Here is a 19,623-nt window from a genome sequence, read left to right on the forward strand (position 1 = left end):
TATCGTCGTGCGCTGGCGGAGGGCCGCCTCCCGGCCGGCGCGGCGCCCCCTGCCTGCGGTCCCTGCACCTGATGGTCGCCGACCAGGAATCACCCGGCTACCTCATCCCCGTACCGCCGGAGACCGCCTCGTTCGCCGCGCTCGCCCCGATCGAGGAGGCGATCGTCGAGCGGCGCCGCACCCTGCGCTCCGCCCGCGCCACCCTCGCCGCCTTCGAGGGGCTCTACGCCGAGATGCACCGGCAGGAACGCCCCGCCCTCACCCGGCTCTCCGGCACGGCGGTCATCGGCAAGGCCCTGGACGCCGGGGTCAGCGGCTGCCGGGCCGAGGTCCGCACCGCCCACCCCGGCGGCGGGCGCCCCGCGCATGTCCTGGAGCAGTCGCTCCCGCGCGACCTGGGCAACCTGCGCCGCGGCATCCGGCAGCGCACCCTCTACCAGCACACCGTCCGCTCGGACCGCACCACGCTCGCCTACATCGAGCAGGTGACCGCCGAGGGCGCCGAGGTCAGGACCCTGGCGGAGGTCGCCGACCGGTTCATCGTCTTCGACCGGGACCTCGCCCTCATCCCGTTCTCCGACGAACCGCACACCGCCCTGCGCGTCCAGCACCCGTCGCTGGTCCGCTTCCTGGTCCGCCACTTCGACGAGGCGTGGTCCCGCGCGGTCCCGGTCCGCCCCGAGCGCGCGCCGCTGCGCACCCCCGTCGTGACCTCCGACCTCCAGCGCACCATCCTCCAGGCCGTCGTCAACGGCGAGACGGACGCCGCCATCGCCCGCCGGATCGGCATGAGCCGCCGCAGCGTCGCCGAGCACATGCGCAAGGTCTCCGAGCAGCTGGGCAGCAACAGCCGCGCCCAGCTGGGGTATCTGGTCGCGACATCAGGACTGCTGGACGGCTGAGAACGCGCGGCAGGGCCGTCCGCGCGGACGGGCCCTGCCGGTCACGGCTGCGTTGCGGGGTCAGCCGAGACCCGGCCCCCGCACCGGAATGCTGGTGAACGTCGGAGCCGGGGCGGGCTCGGTGAAGAAGTCGTTGCCCTTGTCGTCGACGACGACGAACGCGGGGAAGTCCTCGACCTCGATGCGCCAGACCGCCTCCATGCCGAGCTCCTCGTACTCGACGACCTCGACCTTCTTGATGCAGTCCTGGGCGAGGCGGGCCGCGGGGCCGCCGATCGAGCCGAGGTAGAACCCGCCGTGCGCGTCGCAGGCGTCGGTGACCTGCTTGCTGCGGTTGCCCTTGGCGAGCATCACCTTCGAGCCGCCCGCCGCCTGGAACTGCTCCACGTACGAGTCCATCCGGCCGGCCGTCGTCGGGCCGAAGGAACCGGAGGCGTACCCCTCGGGCGTCTTCGCCGGGCCCGCGTAGTACACCGGGTGGTCCTTCAGGTACTGCGGCATCTCCTCGCCCGCGTCCAGCCGCTCCTTGATCTTGGCGTGCGCGATGTCGCGGGCCACGACCAGCGGCCCGGTCAGCGAGAGCCGGGTCTTGACCGGGTACTTGGTCAGCTCGGCCAGCACCTCGTCCATCGGCCGGTTGAGGTCGATCTCCACGACGTCCCCGCCCGCCCCGTCGAGGTGCTCGTCGGTGGTGTCGGGGAGGAAGCGCGCCGGGTCCGTCTCCAGCTGCTCCAGGAAGACGCCCTCGGCGGTGATCTTCGCCGTGGCCTGGCGGTCGGCCGAGCAGGACACGGCGATGGCGACGGGCAGCGAGGCCCCGTGCCGGGGGAGCCGCACCACGCGCACGTCGTGGCAGAAGTACTTGCCGCCGAACTGCGCGCCGATGCCGATCCGCTGCGTCAGCTCGAAGACCTTCTCCTCCAGCTCCTTGTCCCGGAAGCCGTGCCCGGTGGGCGAGCCCTCGGCCGGCAGCTCGTCCAGGTAGTGCGCGGAGGCGTACTTGGCGGTCTTCAGCGCGAACTCCGCCGAGGTGCCGCCGACCACGATCGCCAGGTGGTACGGCGGGCAGGCCGCGGTCCCCAGCGAACGGATCTTCTCCTCCAGGAACTTCATCATGGAGGCCTCGTTCAGGACGGCCTTCGTCTCCTGGTAGAGGAACGACTTGTTGGCCGAGCCGCCGCCCTTCGCCATGAAGAGGAACTTGTACGCGCCGCCGTCGGTGGCGTACAGCTCGATCTGGGCCGGCAGGTTGGAGCCGGTGTTCTTCTCGTCCCACATGGTCAGCGGGGCCATCTGCGAGTAGCGCAGGTTGAGCTTGGTGTACGCGTCGTAGATCCCGTGCGACAGGGCCTCCTCGTCACCACCCTCGGTCAGCACGTTCTGCCCGCGCTTGCCCATGACGATCGCCGTACCGGTGTCCTGGCACATCGGCAGGACACCCGCGGCGGCGATGTTCGCGTTCTTCAGGAGGTCCAGCGCCACGAACTTGTCGTTGGAGGACGCCTCCGGGTCGTCGACGATCCGCCGCAGCTGCGCCAGGTGGGCCGGGCGCAGGTAGTGCGAGATGTCGTGCATCGCCTCGGCGGCCAGGGTGCGCAGCGCCTCCGGCGCGACCTTGAGGAACGTCCGGCCGTCGGCCTCGAAGGTGGAGACGCCCTCGGCGGTCACCAGACGGTACGGCGTGGTGTCCTCCCCCAGGGGGAGCAGATCGGAGTACGCAAACTCTGCCATGACGGCCATTCCTCACTCGGCGACGGCGGCTGACCTCCCTCGGGCAGCGCATCCACCAGGGTAGAGCGCCGCCCCCGGGAGGATCCTGTGAGGTAGGGCTCACCTGGATACCGCCGCCGGAAGGCGGGTGCGGGGCCGGGGCACGCCGGTTGGAGGGGTAGTCGCGATCTATCGCGTTTGGGTACGCTGGGGCGGTGGACCTAGAGAAGCAGCCCCAGCAGCCCCACGCGCCGGCCGCCCGGCCGCCCGCCGAAGCCCTGGACGGCGATGGCATCCGCGCCTCCGACGCCGACCGCGACCGGATCGCGGACATCCTGCGGGAGGCGATGGCCGAGGGGCGTCTGACGGCGGACGAGCACGCGGAGCGGATCGACCTGGTCTACCGGGCCAAGACCGTCGGCGAACTCCAGCCGATGGTCCGGGACCTGCCCGCCGCCTCCGGTTCCACGGCCCGCCCGGAGTCCCAGCCGTACGCCTACGGCCCCGAGGCCCCCGACGGCCCCGCGGAGAATCTCGTCGCGGTCTTCAGCAGCGCCAACCGCAAGGGCCGTTGGCGGGTCGGCGGCCGGACGAACGCCTTCGCGCTCTTCGGCAGTGTGGAGATCGATCTGACCGAAGCGCTTTTCGGCCAACGCCTCACCGTCATCAACGCGACGTCCATCTTCGGCAGCGTCGACGTCCGGGTGCCGGAGAACATTTCCCTGCGCGGCAGCGGTACGGGCGTCTTCGGCAGCTTCGAAGTGCGGACGCTCGAATCGCCGGATCCGGAAGCACCGGTCGTCGTGGTCAACGGCTATTCCGTGTTCGGAAGCGTGGAAGCCAGGCCGAAGCGGGGCAAGTTCGTCGCGGACCTCCAGCAGCGGCTGCGCAAACACCTCGGCTACTGAATACGGCGGGGCGCACGACATACGGCGGGGCGCGCGACCTCCGGTAATCGGCCATAAAGCCCCAGGGGCGCATTACGGTGCGCCGCGCGCTGGTGCCACTCAGTGCATAGGCGTACGCACAGCGGGTAGGGAGTGCTGCATCGACTCTCGCTCGCGAAGCCGTAGCCGTCGTCAGGAGTAGACCGTGCTGCAACCGCCGCATCAGCCTCTGCAGGTCGCCGCCGTTCCGGCCCAGCGGACCCCCGCCCGGGAGGACGACGCGGGCCCCTGGCATTCCGATGCGGCCTGCCGCCGCGACGAGGCCGGCCTCTTCTTCGCCCCGTCGAAGGAACCGACCGCTGCCCGGCTGGCCCGCGAGGAGGCCGCCAAGCGGGTCTGCGCCCGGTGTCCGGTCATGGTCGAGTGCCAGGAGCACGCGCTGATGCAGCCCGAGCCGTACGGGGTGTGGGGCGGGCTCACCGCCGCGGAGCGCCGGGTGGCGCTGGCCCGGCGGCGACGGCGGGACATCGAGCTCACGGCCGCCGCGACGGCGTCGGAGCACATAGCGGCGGCGGGCTGAACGAGCCCCCGCCCGCGGAACGCGCGCACGTATGAGGGAGGGGTGCGGGGAGCGGACCATCGCTCCCCGCACCCCTCCCCGTTCCGGCAGCCGTGGTGGTCGCCGACTACTTCGCGCGGTCGAAGTCGATGGCGCTGTAGGCGCGCAGCTTCGACAGCCGGTGGGTCGAGGAGATCGTCCGGATCGTGCCGGACTTGGAGCGCATCACGATCGACTCGGTGGTCGCCGTCTCGGCGCGGTACCGCACACCGCGCATCAGCTCACCGTCGGTGATCCCCGTCGCCACGAAGAACACGTTGTCGCCGCTGACCAGGTCGTCGGTCGACAGCACCCGGTCCAGATCGTGGCCCGCGTCCAACGCCCGCTGCCGCTCCGCCTCGTCCTTGGGCCAGAGCTTGCCCTGGATGACACCGCCGAGGCACTTTATGGCGCACGCCGAGATGATGCCCTCGGGCGTCCCGCCGATGCCCATCAGCAGGTCGACGCCGGTGCCCTCGCGGGCCGCCATGATCGAGCCCGCGACGTCGCCGTCGGAGATGAACTTGATCCGCGCGCCCGTCTCCCGGATCTCCTTGACGATGCCCTCGTGCCGGGGCCGGTCGAGGATGACGACCGTGACGTCCTCGGGCGTGGAGTTCTTCGCCCGGGCCACACGCCGGATGTTGACCGACACGGGCGCGTTGATGTCGACGAAGTCCGCCGCCTCGGGCCCCGTCACCAACTTGTCCATGTAGAAGACCGCGGACGGGTCGAACATCGCGCCCCGGTCGGCCGCCGCCAGCACGGCGATGGCGTTCGGCATGCCCTTGGCGTTGAGCGTGGTGCCGTCGATCGGGTCGACCGCGATGTCGACCTCGGCGCCGGTGCCGTCGCCGACCCGTTCGCCGTTGAACAGCATGGGGGCTTCGTCCTTCTCGCCCTCGCCGATGACGACGACGCCGTTCATCGAGACGGTCGAGACGAGGGTCCGCATGGCCTTCACGGCGGCGCCGTCGGCGCCGATCTTGTCGCCGCGGCCCACCCAGCGCCCGGCAGCCATGGCGGCGGCCTCGGTGACCCGGACCAACTCCAGGGCCAGGTTGCGGTCGGGGGCCTCCGGGGAGACCTCCAGATGGGACGGCAGATGATGCTCGGACATCGGAGCGCACCTTTCTGTACGGCGACGACCGGATATGAGGGTGCTGTGACTCTAGCGGTAGGTCGATAAAATGAGCAGGCCGGGTCACGCATGAGCGCCTCCGGCGGCGCGACCGTGAGCGGCACCCTGCGGCCGGGCGTGTCAGGCCGCGTGCCACCATGGATCCCGTGGCAAGCAAGCGAGGCAAGCAGACAGTCCGGGACATGCTCCTGTCGACCTTGGTGATCGCCGCCTGCGCGGGCGTCATCTACCTGTTCATCCCGAAGGACGAGCACGCCGATCCCCTCAAGGCCGTCGACTTCACCGTGGAACTGGCGACCGTGCGGACCGCCGCCCCTTACCCGGTGGCCGCGCCCGAGGGGCTGCCGAAGGAGTGGAAGGCGACCTCCGTCCGGTACGACGACGTCGCGGGCGACGCGTGGCACCTGGGCTTCCTCGACGCGGACCGCAGGTACGTCGCGGTCGAGCAGTCCACCGTCGCCGCGGGTACGTACGTCCCCGAGGTCAGCCGTAAGGCCAAGGACACCGGGCGCACCGAGACGGTGGCCGGCCGGGAGTGGCAGTACTGGGAGGGCGCGAAGTACAACGCCCTCGTCCTGCCCGGCAAGGGGCACACCACGGTGGTGACCGGCTCGGCCCCGAAGGAGAGCCTGGTCGAGATGGCCGCCGCACTGAAGACGACGCCGCCCGCCGCGCCGGCTTCCTGAGGCGCGGCCCGCGCCGAACCGCGTACGCGAAGGGGCCCCGGAACACCAGTGCACCTGGTGTTCCGGGGCCCCTTCGCGTACGGGCGGCCGGGCTCGGGTGAAGCCTTGGGCTCAGACGGTCGTGACGACCTCGTCGAAGGAGAGGCGCGGGCTGCGCGGGAACCAGGCGTCCTCGCCCGGCTTGCCGATGTTGACGACCATCAGGGGGGCGTGGTCGTCGTCCAGGAACTCCTTCTGGATGCCCGCGGCGTCGTAGCCGGTCATCGGGCCGGCGGCCAGGCCGGCGGCGCGGACGCCGATGATGAAGTAGGCGGCCTGGAGCGCGGCGTTGAGGCCGGCGGCCGACTCGCGGACCGGGCGCTCCGAGAAGAACATGTCCTTGGCCTGCGGGAAGTGCGGGAGCAGCGCCGGGAGCTCCTCGTGGAACTCGTTGTCGGCGGCCAGGATCGCGACCAGCGGGGCCGTGGAGGTCTTCGGCTGGTTGCCCTCGGCCATGTGCCGGACCAGGCGCTCGCGGCCCTCGGCGGAGCGGACCAGGACGACGCGCAGCGGCGACTGGTTGAAGGCGGTCGGCCCGAACTTGACCAGGTCGTAGATCGCCTGGACCTGCTCGTCGGTCACCGGCTCGTCGGTGAAGGTGTTGGCGGTACGGGCCTCACGGAAGAGGAGGTCCTGGGCGGCGGGGTCGAGAACGAGGGACATCGGGTGCAAACCTTCCGAACGTACGCGGTGGGGAGAAGGCTCGACCGTACGCCAGAGATAGGTTAACTTTCAACTAAACCCGAGCGGGAGTGATCCATTGCACAGTACATCTGTCTTGCGCGACGGCCTCCGGCCCGAGCGCGGAGGCCCCCGCACCGCCCCGGGCCGCAGCCCCCGCGCCACCGCGGACCATCACCGCGTGACCGCTAAGCACGCGATCGCTAAGCACGCGATCGCTAAGCACGCGATCGCTAAGCACGCGATCGCTGGGCACGCGATCGCTGGGCACGCGATCGCTGGGCGCGCGGGCGCTCGCTCGCTCAGCCCTGGTCGTCGTCCTGCTGCGGGCGGGCCAGGGCCGCGTCCAGCCGGGCGCGGGCGCCCTCCAGCCAGTGCCGGCAGACCTTCGCCAGCTCCTCGCCCCGCTCCCACAGGGCCAGCGACTCCTCCAGCGTCGTGCCGCCCGCCTCCAGCCGGCGTACGACCTCGATCAGCTCGTCCCGCGCCTGCTCGTAGCCGAGCGTGCCCGTGGCGGCAGCCGCCGTCGTCCCGTCGTCGTCCGTCATGTGATCCACCCTAAGCGTGAGCTGTTACGACAATGGGGGCGCTGCGGCCCCTGCGATACGGCCGTCCGGCCGCCCTGCTCTCCGGCCCCGCCGGGCGCGGCTCCCGGGCCGTCCCGCTCCCCGTTCTCTCGCGGGTGCGGCCACCTGGCCTTCCGGTTCCCTCGCGGGTGCGGCCATCCGGCCTTCCACTCCCCTCCGGCCTCACCGCTCCACTTCCCCCCGGCCTCACCCGTCCACCCGCACCGTGAACTCGCCCTCCGACACCCGCGCCCGCAGCGGCTCGCCGGGCGCCCCGGCCTCCTCGGGGGAGCGGACCACGTGCCCGTCGGGCCTCTGGAGCACCGCGTAGCCCCGCTCCAGGGTCGCGGCCGGCGACAGCGAGACGACCCGGGCGAGCGTGTGCGACAGCTCCGAATCGGCCCGGTCCAGCAGATGACCCAGCACCCGGCGACTGCGCCCCAGGAGCGCGTCCACCTCGGCCTCGCGCTCGTCCACCAGGCGGTGGGGCCGCTCCATCGCGGGGCGGCCCAGCGCGTGCGCGAGCCCCCGCTCCTCGCGGTCCAGCAGCCCCCGTACGGTGCGCAGCGCCCGGTCCCGCAACTGCTGCACCCGCTCCATCTCCTCTCCCACGTCGGGGACGACCTTCTTGGCCGCGTCCGTGGGCGTGGACGCGCGCAGATCGGCGACCAGGTCCAGCAGCGGCGAGTCGGGCTCGTGGCCGATCGCCGAGACCACCGGCGTACGGCAGGCGGCCACGGTCCGGATCAGCTGCTCGTCGGAGAACGGCAGCAGATCCTCGACGCTGCCGCCGCCCCGCGCCACCACGATCACGTCGACGTCCGCCAGCGCGTCCAGCTCCTCGACCGCCTGCACCACCTGGGCGACCGCGTTCACCCCCTGCACGGCGGTGTTGCGGACCTCGAAGCGCACGGCGGGCCAGCGGCGGCGGGCGTTCTCCAGGACGTCGCGCTCGGCGGCGGAAGCCCGCCCGCAGACCAGCCCGACGAGCTGCGGCAGGAACGGCAGCGGCTTCTTGCGGTCCAGGGCGAAGAGCCCCTCGGCGGCGAGCGACTTCTTCAGCTGCTCCAGCCGCACGAGCAGCTCACCGATGCCGACCGGCCGTATGTCCGTCGCCCGCAGCGACAGCTGCCCCCGGGGCGCGTACCACTCGGGCTTGGCCAGCACGACGACGCGCGCGCCCTCCGTCACGACATCGGCGATCCGGTCGAAGACCTGCCGGAAACAGGTCACGCTCACCGAGATGTCGTGGGACGGATCGCGCAGCGTCAGGAAGACGACCCCGGCGCCCGGCCGCCGCGACAGCTGGGTGATCTGCCCCTCCACCCAGATGGCGCCGAGCCGGTCGATCCAGCCGCCGATGAGCCGGGACACCTCACCGACGGGCAGCGGCGCTTCCGCGGACGTGTTGAGAGCCATACGGGCGAGCGTATCGGCAGCCACCGACAGGCCCCCCGCCCCGCGCGGGGCCTGCGTAGCCCGCACACCGCCGAAGCCGTACGGGGAGCGGAGCCGTACGGGGCACGAAGCCGTACGTAGCGCGGAGCCGTCCGGACGCGAAGCCGTGCGGGGACTTGAAGCCGTACGGGACGCGGAGTCGTACGGGACACGAAGTCCTACGTGCCACGAAGCCGTACCGAACGCGAGTCCTGGCAGCCCTACGGGACCGGGGCCCCCTTCCCCGCGCCGCCGCCCGGGTCCTCCATACCGCCCCGCCGGCCCGTCCCCTGCACCGCCAGCACCACGAGCCCCACCCCGAGCCAGCAGACGCCCACCACCTGGGAGGAGGCCGTCGCCTCCACGATGACCGCGACCAGCACCCCCGCGCCGACCACCGGGATCAGGACGTGCCGCCACCACACCGGTGGGCCCTCCATCCGGCGTACGGCGAACCAGCCGACCACCGACGCGTGCAGCAGGATGAACGCCGTCAGCGCGCCGATGTCCACGACGGAGACCAGATGGTCCAGGCCGTCGTCGCGTCGGGCCGCCCACACGGCGGCCACCAGCGTCACGATCGCCGCGCACAGGATCGCCACCCTCGGCACGCCCGACGACGGGTCGACCTTCGCGAGGAAGTGCGGCAGGCGCCGCTCCCGGGCCATCGCGAAGACCAGCCGCCCGGCCGCGGCCTGCCCCGCCAGCGCGGCGAACGCGGCGCCGATCGCCTTGCTGACCGCCACCAGGTCATGCAGCCACGTCCCCACCGAGGCGTCCACCGCGTCGTAGAACGCCGACCCCTGCGCCGCCGGGTCCGCCGCCAGCTCCGCCGAGCTCACCGGCTCCAGCAGCGCCGCCAGATACGACTGCGCCACGAACAGGACGCCGGCCAGCACCAGACAGAACAACACCGCCCGCGCCACCTTCTGCGAGCCGCCCGTCACCTCCTCGGCGAACGAGGCGATGGCGTCGAAGCCCAGATAGGAGAGCACGGCGATCGACACCGCCCCCAGCACCGCCGTCATGGAGAACCCGGAGTCCCCCGTCAGCGGCGTCAGCCAGCCGCGCTGCGCCCCGTCCCGTACGAGGACGACCACGGCCGAGACCACGAAGACCAGCAGCACCACGATCTCCATGGCCAGCACCGCGAAGCCGACCCGGGCGGCCGCCCGCACGCCCCACAGGTTGAGCAGGGTGGTCACGAGCACGGCGATCGCGGTCCACACCCACCGCGAGACCTCCGGGACCAGCGCGTTCATCGCGATCCCGGAGAAGAGGTAGGCGACGGCCGGGATCAGCAGGTAGTCGAGCATGGCCATCCACCCGGCGATGAACCCCGGCCCTTCCCCGAGCCCCTTGCGGGCATACGTGAAGACCGAACCGGCGAAAGGAGCGACCCGCACCATCTGGGCGTAACTGAAGGCGGTGAACCCCATGACCACCGTGGCCGCCACATAGACGAGCGCGACCGCGCCGCCGGACTTGGCGTCCAGGGTGCCGAACACCCCGACGGGGGCCATCGGGGCGATGAAGAGGAGCCCGTAGACGACGAGATCCCGGAATCCCAACGTCCGCCGGAGCCTGCCCGGTTCCGTGCTGCTGCCCGTACCGCCGCCGCCCGAACCGCTCCCCGTCCCACTGCCCGTCCCGCTGACCGAACCGCTCTCCGGCACCGACGCCATCGCCCCTCCATCACCATGAGCCATTTATCACGAACGCACCGTGACCAGTCTCCCGATCCGGCCGTCCTCGCGCCTGTTCGCCACGGCCTTACGATGGGACGCATGACTGCAACTCCTGCCCGCCGTGTCCTGCTCGCCGCACCCCGTGGCTACTGCGCGGGCGTGGACCGTGCCGTGATCGCCGTGGAGAAGGCCCTGGAGCAGTACGGGGCCCCGATCTACGTCCGCCACGAAATCGTGCACAACAAGTACGTCGTGCAGACCCTGGAGAAGAAGGGCGCGATCTTCGTGGACGTCACCGCGGAGGTGCCCGAGGGCTCCATCGTGATGTTCTCCGCGCACGGAGTCGCGCCCACCGTCCACGCGGAGGCCGCCGAGCGCAAGCTCGCCACCATCGACGCGACCTGCCCGCTGGTCACCAAGGTCCACAAGGAAGCCGTCCGGTACGCCAAGGAGGACTACGACATCCTCCTGATCGGCCACGAGGGGCACGAGGAGGTCATCGGCACCTCCGGCGAAGCGCCCGACCACATCACGCTGGTCGACGGCCCCGAGGATGTCGCGAACGTCGAGGTCCGCGACGAGTCGAAGGTCGTCTGGCTCTCCCAGACCACTCTCTCCGTCGACGAGACGATGGAGACGGTCGACGCCATCAAGGCGAAGTTCCCCAACCTCCTCTCGCCGCCCAGCGACGACATCTGCTACGCCACGCAGAACCGCCAGATCGCGGTGAAGAAGCTCGCCGAGGACGCCGAACTGGTCATCGTGGTCGGCTCCAAGAACTCCTCGAACTCCATTCGCATGGTCGAGGTCGCCCTGGACGCCGGAGCCCCCGCCGCCCACCTGGTCGACTTCGCCGACGAGATCGACGAGGCCTGGCTGGAAGGCGTGACCACGGTCGGTCTGACGTCCGGCGCCTCCGTCCCCGACGTCCTCGTCGACGGCGTCCTGGAATGGCTCGGAGAGCGCGGTTACGCGGACGTGGAGACGGTGAAGACGGCCGACGAGTCGATCACGTTCTCCCTCCCCAAGGAGCTGCGCCGCGACCTGCGCGCCGAGGCCGCCGCCCTTTCCGCCGAGTAGCCGGGCAAGGGGCCCGGCCTGCCCGTACCGTGGGTTCCATGGAGATCTTCGGCGTGGACATCGGCGGATCCGGGATCAAGGGCGCTCCCGTGGACCTGGATCGCGGAGACCTGGCGCGGGAGCGCCACAAAGTGCTGACACCGCACCCGGCCACGCCCCAAGGCGTGGCCGACGGCGTTGCCGAGGTCGTAGGTCACTTCGACTGGACGGGCCCCGTCGGCATCACCTTCCCCGGGGTCGTCACGGACGGCATCACACGTACCGCGGCCAATGTCGACAAGGGATGGATCGACACGGACGCGCGCACGCTGCTGGGCGAGCGGATCGGTCAGCCCGTCACCATCCTGAACGACGCGGACGCGGCCGGAGTCGCCGAGATGACCTTCGGCGCGGGCAAGGGCCGCGCGGGCACGGTCATCCTGTTGACCTTCGGCACAGGCATCGGGAGCGCGGTCTTCAGCGACGGCGTGCTCGTCCCCAACACCGAGTTGGGCCACCTGGAGCTGCACGGCCACGAGGCGGAGAAGCACGCCTCCACGAAGGCCAAGGAGGACGAGGACCTGAGCTGGCAGCACTGGGCGCACCGGGTCCAGAAGTACCTCCTGCACGTGGAGATGCTGTTCTCGCCCGAGCTGTTCATCATCGGCGGCGGCGTGAGCCGCAAGGCGGAGAAGTTCCTGCCGCTGATCGAGAAGGTCCGGGCCGAGATGGTCCCGGCCCAGCTCCAGAACAACGCGGGCATCGTGGGAGCGGCGATGGCGGCGGCGGGCCAGGGGCACAGCAAGCGCTGAACGGACCGGAAGGCACCACGGGCGTCGGCGGCGAAGACGGGCCGGGAGCCGCTCAGGGCCGCTGAGGACGACGGGCCACCGCGCCCGCCGCCGGGGCCCCGGCCTGTACGGGCTTCGCCGCCGCGGCCCCGGCGGCGGCCGCCCGGGCGCCCGCTCGGGTGCGGTGCCGCGCCCCTGTGCCAGTACGTACCGTCGCCGGGCCCGCATCTGGCGCACCTTGCGTACGGAGGCGATGACCCCCGCGACCAGCGTCCCGCCGTACAGCCAGCCGGCGTGCACGGCGAGGGCGGTGACGAGGCCCATGGTCTGCCCGCCGAACCCTTCGGACCCCCCGGAGATCGGAAACACTCCGACGGCGAAGGCGATGGGCACACTGATCGGCGCGGTGACCAGGTCGGCGGGCCGGACCCAGAGGGCGGTCAGAGCGCTGACGGGCAGGAAGAGCAGCCCGTAGACGAGCTCCGAACTGTCGAACAGCAGCCGGTCGACGCAGGCGAGCACGAACATGGTGAGGGCGGCGAACAGCCCCGCCCCGATCCCGGTGAGCCGGGGGTTGGGGAACCGCCGCAACGCGAGAACCACGGGCGGCACGCTGCGCACCCGTACCCGGTACACGGCGGAACTCTCGCCGCCCGCCCGGCCCGGCGCGGGCGGGGCGGGCGCGGCCTGCGGGGGCTGCCTGCGCTGGGGGGGACGTGTCCTGTGCTGCTCCACCTGCACAACGTAGGTCGCGGGGGGCGGGGAATCAGGCGTTGGACACGCGCTTTGGCCGACCTTGGCGTTGCGTTCGATGTCACACGGCCGAAAGGCGCACCATTCGGCCGGAGAAAGAGGCGGGGCCATCGCACGGTCCGAACGTCGGGAGGACCCGGGAGGGCCACCGGGCAGCGGCACGGTCCCCACCGGTGGGAGTCGGCGGGAGCCAGTGGCGGGGACCCGTGAAACCGCACTGTCCGGGCCCGCGGGGCAGGCCCGTAAACTGGAGAATCGGTCCACTCCGGGACCCGGCCGAACAGCCGAGCCGGACCCGGACGCCCCTGACCCCCTCCTCACTCCAGGAAGTCGCCAAAGTGTCGCTCACGATCGGAATCGTCGGTCTGCCGAATGTCGGCAAGTCGACCCTGTTCAACGCCCTGACCAAGAACGACGTGCTGGCGGCCAACTACCCGTTCGCCACGATCGAGCCGAACGTCGGCGTGGTCGGCGTCCCGGACCCGCGCCTGAACAAGCTCGCGGAGATCTTCAGCTCCCAGCGGCTCCTCCCGGCGACGGTCGACTTCGTCGACATCGCCGGCATCGTCCGGGGCGCTTCGGAGGGCGAGGGCCTGGGCAACAAGTTCCTCGCGAACATCCGCGAGTCCGACGCGATCTGCCAGGTCATCCGGGCCTTCAAGGACGAGAACGTCGTCCACGTCGACGGCAAGGTCTCGCCGAAGGACGACATCGAGACGATCAACACCGAGCTGATCCTCGCCGACCTCCAGTCCGTCGAGAAGGCCGTCCCGCGCCTGACGAAGGAATCCCGCCTTCAGAAGGAGAAGGTCGCGGTCCTCGCCGCGGTCGAGGAGGCCCAGAAGATCCTGGAGTCCGGCCAGACGCTGTTCGCCGCGGGCGTCACGGCGGCCACCGAGAAGGGCCGGCTCCTCCACGAGCTGCACCTGCTCACCGTCAAGCCGTTCCTGTACGTCTTCAACGTCGACGAGGACGAACTGGTCGACGAGGACTTCAAGAACGAGCAGCGCGCCCTGGTCGCCCCCGCCGAGGCGATCTTCCTGAACGCCAAGATCGAGTCCGAGCTGATCGAGCTCGACGACGACGAGGCGCTCGAACTGCTCCAGTCCATGGGCCAGGAAGAGCCCGGCCTCGCCACCCTCGGCCGCGTCGGCTTCGAGACCCTGGGCCTCCAGACCTACCTCACGGCAGGCCCGAAGGAAGCCCGCGCCTGGACGATCAAGAAGGGCGCCACGGCCCCGGAGGCGGCCGGCGTGATCCACACCGACTTCCAGAAGGGCTTCATCAAGGCGGAGATCGTCTCCTTCGCCGACCTGGTGGAGACCGGCTCGGTCGCCGAGGCCCGCGCCAAGGGCAAGGCCCGCATGGAGGGCAAGGACTACGTCATGCAGGACGGGGACGTGGTGGAGTTCCGCTTCAACGTGTAGCCGTGTGCTTGCTGCGTGTTAGGCGTTGAGTCAAACGTGCACATCAGAAGGGGTCGGGCTCTGTCGAGCCCGACCCCTTCGTCGTCCCCGCGCTTGGATGGGTGCTGGATAATCTGACGTGTGGGCAGCGGTGGTCAGGTGTCGTAAACGGTGGACCGGTGCCCCACATGAACGACCCAGACCACCAGTTCCCCGTTGTCGATGGTGTAGACGACGCGGTAGTCGCCTACACGTAGACGCCGGCGATCTGGCTGGGACACGAGTGCGGTGGTGTTGTAGCCGAGCGGATCGCTTTCCAGTTCGGTCAGCTTGGCCAAGATGCGCAGTGCCATCTCGCGCGGGATCTTCCGAAGCTCGGCCTGTGCTTCGGGGCGGAAGACGGTTCGGTACTCACTCACTGCGCGCCAGCGTCTCCCTCATGATGTCCTCGATCGGGATGCCGGGTGCGGGATTGGCCATGCGCTCGTCGATGATCTGATTGATCTCGCGCTCTTCCCATTCCTGGTACTTGCGCAAGACCTCGATGGAGACGACGGCGGCAACTTCCTTGCCGCGGCGTGTGATCACGGTGGGCACGTCATCGCGGTCGGCGCGCTCCACGACCTCCGCCAGATGTGCGCGCACGTCGCGGATGGTCTCTATGGGCAGTGGCTGCGTCATGCGCTCAAGTGTACCTAGTGTCCCGTGTGTACACAACGGGAGGGGGGCGGGTGGCATCCTTCGTTTCAGCTCCCCGTGCTTGATGTGCTGGGTGAACTCGCACCGTGCTGGACCGGTGCTGGACCTAGGCGTCGAAACCTGCGTCTCCACAGGCCGCAGCCCTGTACTACATGTTCCGCTTCGGTGTGTAGCCCTGTGCATACTCCGCGTTAGAGATTAAGTCGGATGTGCACGTCAGAAGGGGTCGAACCTCTGCCGAGTTTGACCCCTTCGTCGTCACCGCGCTGGATGGGTGGCGCATATTCCGACGTATGGGCAGCGGTTAATCGGGTGTCGTAAACGATGGGCCGGTGTCCCACGTGAACGCCCTAGATCGCCAGTTGCTCAAGAGACGGTCGTGGCGAGGGCCGCCGTGGAGGCGATCTGTTGGGCGAAAGTCGCCACCGCCGTCCTGTCCAGATGGGGGAGGACCTTGATGAGGTGCTCCTCCCAGTCCGGGCGGAAGTGGTACATGAGTAGGTGTCGCCCGCGGGGAGTGGTCGGACGGAAAGAAAACAGCGAGTCCACATCGGGTGCGGGGAAGACCGCAGGGGCCAGGAAGGCATCCCGCTCGTCGGCGCCCGCAGGGAACCGGCCCTGGGCAAGCAGTAGGGCCGGGTCCACCAAGCGTCTGGCCTCCTCGCACCAGAGCGTGATGTGTCCGCGGACCTCGCCGGTGGGTGTGAGCGCCGGTTCTCCCGCCTGATCCGGGAGATCGAGGGACACGCCGTCGAGAGTCACCTGGAGCGTGGTGGGGATCATGCGGCACGTCAGGCCCAGGGTGCGCGCCGCGGCGGTGACCGCCAGGGCGACGAAGGCGGGTGAGGGTGCCGTTCGCTCAGCGAGGTGGTAGTAGGTGGCTCCCAGCAGGGCGTACAGCGAACGCGCGTCCTGCGGTACCTTCCGGACGCAGGCCAGGACGTTCTCCCAGGGGAACGCGGAGATCGGGTGCGTCCCTTCGCCCCCCGACGGTCCAAGGGCGGAGCGAGGAGGCCCGTCCGTGACCGCCCGTTCCACGAGGTCGTAGTCCTCCTGCCCGTCCCTCGCCAGGAACTCGCGTGCGGTGACCGCGAGCGGCACGTGGCCCTGCCCGGCCGCCTCGAACATCTCCAGGCTCTCGCGCATGAGGGCGTGCGATTGTTCCGGGTCGCCGCCAGGGTGCCCGAGCGTGTGCCGGGTCCAGGCCAGTACTGCGAACCGTTGCCGAACGTGGGCCAGTACGTCCGGTCCTGTTCCGGTGTGTGCTCCGAGTAGGGCCTCGGCCCTTTCGAGCAGGGACTCGGCGGCGTTCAGAATCCAGACGTCGGTGGGCGTCCCTTCTTCGTGCCGCTGGAGGCTGCCGGTCATCACGGCGTGGGCCATGTCCACCATCTGGTCCGCGTGATGACGCATGATCGTCCCGGCTGTGTGTTCCGTGGGCTCTGGGATACCCGAGGTGATGGCCAGGGCCTCCTCCAGGCGTCCAGTGGACGCCTTCACCATGGCGTCCAGGAACAGCAGCTCCGCGTTCGGCTCGTCGTCGGGGCCGAGGAGCCCCTTGGCCACGTCGACCGTCATCGCCGCGGTGTCCCAGTTCTTGATCCACACGAGTGCCTGCGCCTGTTCCAGCCGGACCTGCAACTCGACCGGTGCGGCCACATCCTCGCGCCTCAGTACCGCTTCCAACCTCAGGGCCGCGCGGGCCACATCGGCGAAGCGGTCCGTCACCACGGCCGCGCGCATGTCGGTGGCGTGGGCCAGAAGCAGGTGCTCCACCCCGTCGGAGCTGAGGGTGTCCAAACCTTCAAACAGGGACCAGGCGGTATGTGCGGCCTCCGCCGCCTCGTCGAACCTCTGCTGGTTCTGCAGGCACTGGGCCAGGGTGGTGGTCGTCGCCGCCCTCCGGTACACAGCGTCGTCCGTCACGGCGTCGTCGAATGCGTCCACGACAGCCAACGCCTCGCGCAACAGACTCTCACTGCGCGCCAGGTCACCGTGCACATTGGCGATAGCCCCGGCGGTGTTGGCCAGCAACGCGACGGTGTTGCCGTCCACGCGGGCGCCCTCGCGCACATGGTGTGCCACATGCACCGCGTGTTCGACCAGCGTCGCAGCCTCGGCCCACCGGTTCTGCCTTTGACAGGCGACCAGCCGTGTCACCAGCTCGTACTGGAAACGTCCGTACATCGACTCGACGGCCTCGCCGTCCATCAGGGCCCGGACGACCGCCTGCACGATCCGGTGGATCGCCAGCATGCCGTCCTGGGGGGCGACCAGGGAGAATCTGCGCAGCTCCGCCACGGCACCATAGACGGCGGTGCCGATCGGCATGTCGAGTGCCGCGAGGTGCAGCGGGATGAAGTCCGGGGCGAGCAGGGCGCAGCGGGCGAGCAGTTCAGCGGCAAGCTGTTGTTCGGACCCTTCGGGCGAGTGCAACGCGTGGGACAGTACCCGTCCCACGCTAAGGGTCACCGCCGCCGTCAGCGTTACTCCCGCGAGGTAGTCAAAGGGGACGAAGCCGGGGTTGTCGAGCAGACGAGCCCGGCACACCGAGAGCTCCGCCAGGTAGACGTCCACCGGGCATTCGGTCGCGGCGATGTAACCGGTGGCTTGGGCAATTCCGAGTGGGATGCGTTCCACCGCGTCGACCAGCGCGGACACTTCGGGCTCGGACACCCGGGGCAGTCGTTCCGCTGCCCAGCGGGTGGCCTCCCCCGTGTCCATCTGCCCCACGACCAGCCCGCCTTCCGCAGTGGCCCAGGCCGAGTCACGGGTGGTGATCAGCACGTGGGCACCCTCGGCGGGCAGAAGTCCCCGGAGCTGCTCGCGGTTCGCGACGTTGTCGTAGATCAGCAGGAGCCTGTTGCCCAGGTGCCCGAGCCGACGGCCGACACGCTCGATGATCTCCGCCTCGGTGGCGGGCTCGGCCTCCTGCTGTTCCTCGGCCACCAACTGCCGGTACGCGGCAATCACGTCCTCCCGGGTGTCGGACGGGATCCACCAGGCGAATTCGTACGCCTCCCGGTTCCGATGGGCATACAGGCGGGCGACGCTCGACTTGCCGATGCCGCCGAGCCCGGACACCATGACCCGTGCCGTCCCGGTACCGGACTCCTCGTCGAACATCTTTTTCAGCGCGTCCAGTTCCTCGGTCCGCCCGCGCAGACCGGTGGCTGAGGGGATTCCTCGGAACAGGGCGCGGCGAGGCCCCGGGGAAACGTCTGCCCCATGTCCGGACGTGGTGCGGCGCCCGTGCAGGAGCCCCGGGAGCTCGTCCAGCCGGATCGTACGCCGGTCGATCCGCCGTTCCCCGGACCACTGAAACATCTTCACGAACAGCGCGTCGACGGTGGCGTCGATCTCGGCCGACGCCATAGCGGTGGGGGAGAGCCGCAGCAGTTCGAGTCTGGCTTCATCGAGGATCTGTTCCCACGGGCCGGTACGGGTGTTGATCTCCAGCCTGCGCATCAGTGCGTGATCCTTGGCCGTGAGTTCGATCGAGGTTCCCAGACCTGCACACCCGGCCAGCCACTGCTCGGGATCGGGAAGGGCGCGGGCGCGATCCGCCGCGTCCCGCACGGCCTGCCCCGACGCCTGAACCGGTCCGTCGGAGAGGAACCGCAGCACCGCCGTACCGTCGGGGTCGGCCTCGCCCCAGCGGCGGGCGAGCCGCACCAGCTGCGGTCCCGACCAGGTGCGCGGTTCCACCCGGGTCTTCGCCTGGGCGAGCAGCAGCGGCTTTCCCCGCGCGTCCCTCACCTCGAAGTCGATAGCCTCGTCGGCGCCCTCCACCCGGAAGGTCTCCCCCTCCGGATACTGGTCTGGGGTGCGGATCAGCTGGAGGATGGCGCACGCAGTCTGGAACCCCATGCCCCGTGCTGTGTCGACTCCACCCATGTGGTGCGCCCCCCTTGGCCTCGGCTCGCCTTCTAGGATGCAGGGCACCACTGACAGTCCCCTGTCGCCAGCCATTAAATGCGTTCTATAGGTGATGACTGCTGTACGAGACTTCAGAGTCACAACAGCACCGGGAGTCACGAGATCGTCCCGCGTCTTCCAGAGGGACACCTGGGCGTGGCCGGCGAGGTCGTCAATGATCTCGGTGAAGTGGGCTGAGGGCCAGCCAGGGGCGTCCTGGAGTGGTCTCGGCGCCAGAAGGCGGGCAGCCACCAGCACAGCACCGAGCGGTCGTCGGGCCACGGGGCGCGGTCCTCGGCCGCCCAGTCCTCGAAGGAGTCCCGTGTCAGGTCGATGGGGTGCCAGGCGGGGTCGAGCGGCTCGTCCTCGGCCGGCGGGCGGACGTACCGGCGGCCGTGCTCGTCGCAGGCGCCGAAGTCCTGGTAGTTCCGCTGGGCCTCGATCAGGGAGACCTTGTTCGCGCCGCCGGCCATGGTCGGCCAGCGGAACTGGACCCGTCGTCCTCCCAGAAGCAGACGGGGCAGATCTCGTACGAGCCGGGCATCGCGTCCAGCTCGCGGTGTCCGCAGCACGGGCAGGGGTGGGAGTCGCTCACCTGCGCAGTCTCCTTGCAGGCCCCGCCCGTGTGCCATGGATTTCTCTGCCTCGGCACCCCCGGCCAG

General features: G+C 70.2%; 16 protein-coding genes and 2 pseudogenes. 7 read left to right on the forward strand and 11 right to left on the reverse strand.

The features are described from left to right. Window positions 1–71 precede the first annotated feature (71 nt). Entirely contained in the window at window positions 72–902 is an 831-nt protein-coding gene (locus AC3CH1_RS17090; protein WP_488463735.1) for a LuxR C-terminal-related transcriptional regulator, read from the forward strand. Window positions 903–962: 60 nt separating this feature from the next. Here AC3CH1_RS17090 and AC3CH1_RS17095 read toward each other — a convergent pair whose 3' ends face one another. Then, a complete protein-coding gene (locus AC3CH1_RS17095; protein WP_488463736.1) occupies window positions 963–2,633 on the reverse strand; it encodes a fumarate hydratase in 1,671 nt (556 codons plus the stop codon). Between the two features lie 194 nt (window positions 2,634–2,827). Between AC3CH1_RS17095 and AC3CH1_RS17100 the strand changes: the two genes are divergently transcribed. Both AC3CH1_RS17100 and AC3CH1_RS17105 read left to right on the forward strand, forming a co-directional pair. Then, window positions 2,828–3,520, forward strand: coding sequence for a DUF1707 SHOCT-like domain-containing protein (locus AC3CH1_RS17100; protein WP_018956175.1), 693 nt, complete (start codon window positions 2,828–2,830; stop codon window positions 3,518–3,520). A gap of 184 nt (window positions 3,521–3,704) precedes the next feature. After that, window positions 3,705–4,079: a WhiB family transcriptional regulator gene (locus AC3CH1_RS17105; RefSeq protein ID WP_361874327.1), complete on the forward strand. Its 375-nt coding sequence runs from the start codon at window positions 3,705–3,707 to the stop codon at window positions 4,077–4,079. 106 nt (window positions 4,080–4,185) lie between these two features. On the opposite strand, the gene glpX is transcribed toward AC3CH1_RS17105, so the two are convergent. After that, complete coding sequence (glpX, locus tag AC3CH1_RS17110; protein WP_488463737.1) at window positions 4,186–5,217, reverse strand: class II fructose-bisphosphatase; 1,032 nt, start codon at window positions 5,215–5,217, stop codon at window positions 4,186–4,188. Between the two features lie 158 nt (window positions 5,218–5,375). On the opposite strand from glpX, the gene AC3CH1_RS17115 reads away from it, so the two are divergent. Next, window positions 5,376–5,924, forward strand: coding sequence for a DUF4245 domain-containing protein (locus AC3CH1_RS17115; protein ID WP_078625624.1), 549 nt, complete (start codon window positions 5,376–5,378; stop codon window positions 5,922–5,924). Window positions 5,925–6,035: 111 nt separating this feature from the next. On the opposite strand, the gene AC3CH1_RS17120 is transcribed toward AC3CH1_RS17115, so the two are convergent. From AC3CH1_RS17120 to AC3CH1_RS17135, 4 genes are all read right to left on the reverse strand, one after another. Then, on the reverse strand, window positions 6,036–6,626 hold the full coding sequence (locus tag AC3CH1_RS17120; protein ID WP_361874333.1) for a malonic semialdehyde reductase: 591 nt from the start codon (window positions 6,624–6,626) through the stop codon (window positions 6,036–6,038). 320 nt (window positions 6,627–6,946) lie between these two features. Then, window positions 6,947–7,192, reverse strand: a complete 246-nt coding sequence (locus AC3CH1_RS17125; protein ID WP_488463738.1) for an exodeoxyribonuclease VII small subunit — start codon at window positions 7,190–7,192, stop codon at window positions 6,947–6,949. A 225-nt stretch (window positions 7,193–7,417) separates the two neighbouring features. Beyond that, window positions 7,418–8,629, reverse strand: a complete 1,212-nt coding sequence (xseA, locus tag AC3CH1_RS17130) for an exodeoxyribonuclease VII large subunit (RefSeq protein ID WP_488463739.1) — start codon at window positions 8,627–8,629, stop codon at window positions 7,418–7,420. A 239-nt stretch (window positions 8,630–8,868) separates the two neighbouring features. Beyond that, on the reverse strand, window positions 8,869–10,332 hold the full coding sequence (locus AC3CH1_RS17135; RefSeq protein ID WP_488463740.1) for an APC family permease: 1,464 nt from the start codon (window positions 10,330–10,332) through the stop codon (window positions 8,869–8,871). A gap of 93 nt (window positions 10,333–10,425) precedes the next feature. Here AC3CH1_RS17135 and AC3CH1_RS17140 point away from each other — a divergent pair, with 93 nt between their 5' ends. Together AC3CH1_RS17140 and ppgK are read left to right on the forward strand one after the other, a co-directional pair. Further along, window positions 10,426–11,415 (forward strand): 4-hydroxy-3-methylbut-2-enyl diphosphate reductase, encoded by a 990-nt coding sequence (locus AC3CH1_RS17140; RefSeq protein ID WP_215111729.1) that lies wholly within the window; start codon window positions 10,426–10,428, stop codon window positions 11,413–11,415. A 38-nt stretch (window positions 11,416–11,453) separates the two neighbouring features. Further along, window positions 11,454–12,206, forward strand: a complete 753-nt coding sequence (gene ppgK / locus AC3CH1_RS17145) for a polyphosphate--glucose phosphotransferase (RefSeq protein ID WP_488463741.1) — start codon at window positions 11,454–11,456, stop codon at window positions 12,204–12,206. Window positions 12,207–12,258: 52 nt separating this feature from the next. On the opposite strand, the pseudogene AC3CH1_RS17150 reads toward ppgK, so the two are convergent. Beyond that, window positions 12,259–12,821 (reverse strand): annotated as a pseudogene (locus tag AC3CH1_RS17150) (DUF6542 domain-containing protein). A 455-nt stretch (window positions 12,822–13,276) separates the two neighbouring features. Between AC3CH1_RS17150 and ychF the strand changes: the two are divergent. Next, on the forward strand, window positions 13,277–14,365 hold the full coding sequence (gene ychF, locus AC3CH1_RS17155; RefSeq protein WP_488463742.1) for a redox-regulated ATPase YchF: 1,089 nt from the start codon (window positions 13,277–13,279) through the stop codon (window positions 14,363–14,365). A 134-nt stretch (window positions 14,366–14,499) separates the two neighbouring features. On the opposite strand, the gene AC3CH1_RS17160 is transcribed toward ychF, so the two are convergent. The 4 genes and pseudogenes from AC3CH1_RS17160 to AC3CH1_RS17175 all read right to left on the reverse strand — a co-directional run bounded on the left by AC3CH1_RS17160 (window position 14,500) and on the right by AC3CH1_RS17175 (window position 19,505). Then, window positions 14,500–14,763 (reverse strand): type II toxin-antitoxin system RelE family toxin, encoded by a 264-nt coding sequence (locus tag AC3CH1_RS17160; RefSeq protein ID WP_387009396.1) that lies wholly within the window; start codon window positions 14,761–14,763, stop codon window positions 14,500–14,502. Next, on the reverse strand, window positions 14,756–15,025 hold the full coding sequence (locus AC3CH1_RS17165; RefSeq protein ID WP_488463743.1) for a type II toxin-antitoxin system Phd/YefM family antitoxin: 270 nt from the start codon (window positions 15,023–15,025) through the stop codon (window positions 14,756–14,758). The genes AC3CH1_RS17160 and AC3CH1_RS17165 overlap by 8 nt, the downstream gene beginning before the upstream one ends. 384 nt (window positions 15,026–15,409) lie before the next feature. After that, on the reverse strand, window positions 15,410–18,913 hold the full coding sequence (locus AC3CH1_RS17170) for an AAA family ATPase (RefSeq protein ID WP_488463744.1): 3,504 nt from the start codon (window positions 18,911–18,913) through the stop codon (window positions 15,410–15,412). A gap of 164 nt (window positions 18,914–19,077) precedes the next feature. Beyond that, window positions 19,078–19,505: pseudogene (locus AC3CH1_RS17175) on the reverse strand (CPCC family cysteine-rich protein). Window positions 19,506–19,623: the final 118 nt, after the last annotated feature.

Source organism: Streptomyces sp. MGP-P1 (genome assembly GCF_057766565.1).

Coding starts and splice junctions, on each gene's coding strand:
- AC3CH1_RS17090 (WP_488463735.1), top strand. CDS start 72: ATGGTCGCCGACCAGGAATCACCCGGCTACCTCATCCCCGTACCGCCG.
- AC3CH1_RS17095 (WP_488463736.1), bottom strand. CDS start 2,633: ATGGCAGAGTTTGCGTACTCCGATCTGCTCCCCCTGGGGGAGGACACC.
- glpX (WP_488463737.1), bottom strand. CDS start 5,217: ATGTCCGAGCATCATCTGCCGTCCCATCTGGAGGTCTCCCCGGAGGCC.
- AC3CH1_RS17115 (WP_078625624.1), top strand. CDS start 5,376: ATGGATCCCGTGGCAAGCAAGCGAGGCAAGCAGACAGTCCGGGACATG.
- AC3CH1_RS17120 (WP_361874333.1), bottom strand. CDS start 6,626: ATGTCCCTCGTTCTCGACCCCGCCGCCCAGGACCTCCTCTTCCGTGAG.
- AC3CH1_RS17125 (WP_488463738.1), bottom strand. CDS start 7,192: ATGACGGACGACGACGGGACGACGGCGGCTGCCGCCACGGGCACGCTC.
- xseA (WP_488463739.1), bottom strand. CDS start 8,629: ATGGCTCTCAACACGTCCGCGGAAGCGCCGCTGCCCGTCGGTGAGGTG.
- AC3CH1_RS17135 (WP_488463740.1), bottom strand. CDS start 10,332: ATGGCGTCGGTGCCGGAGAGCGGTTCGGTCAGCGGGACGGGCAGTGGG.
- AC3CH1_RS17140 (WP_215111729.1), top strand. CDS start 10,426: ATGGGACGCATGACTGCAACTCCTGCCCGCCGTGTCCTGCTCGCCGCA.
- ppgK (WP_488463741.1), top strand. CDS start 11,454: ATGGAGATCTTCGGCGTGGACATCGGCGGATCCGGGATCAAGGGCGCT.
- AC3CH1_RS17165 (WP_488463743.1), bottom strand. CDS start 15,025: ATGACGCAGCCACTGCCCATAGAGACCATCCGCGACGTGCGCGCACAT.
- AC3CH1_RS17170 (WP_488463744.1), bottom strand. CDS start 18,913: ATGGGGTTCCAGACTGCGTGCGCCATCCTCCAGCTGATCCGCACCCCA.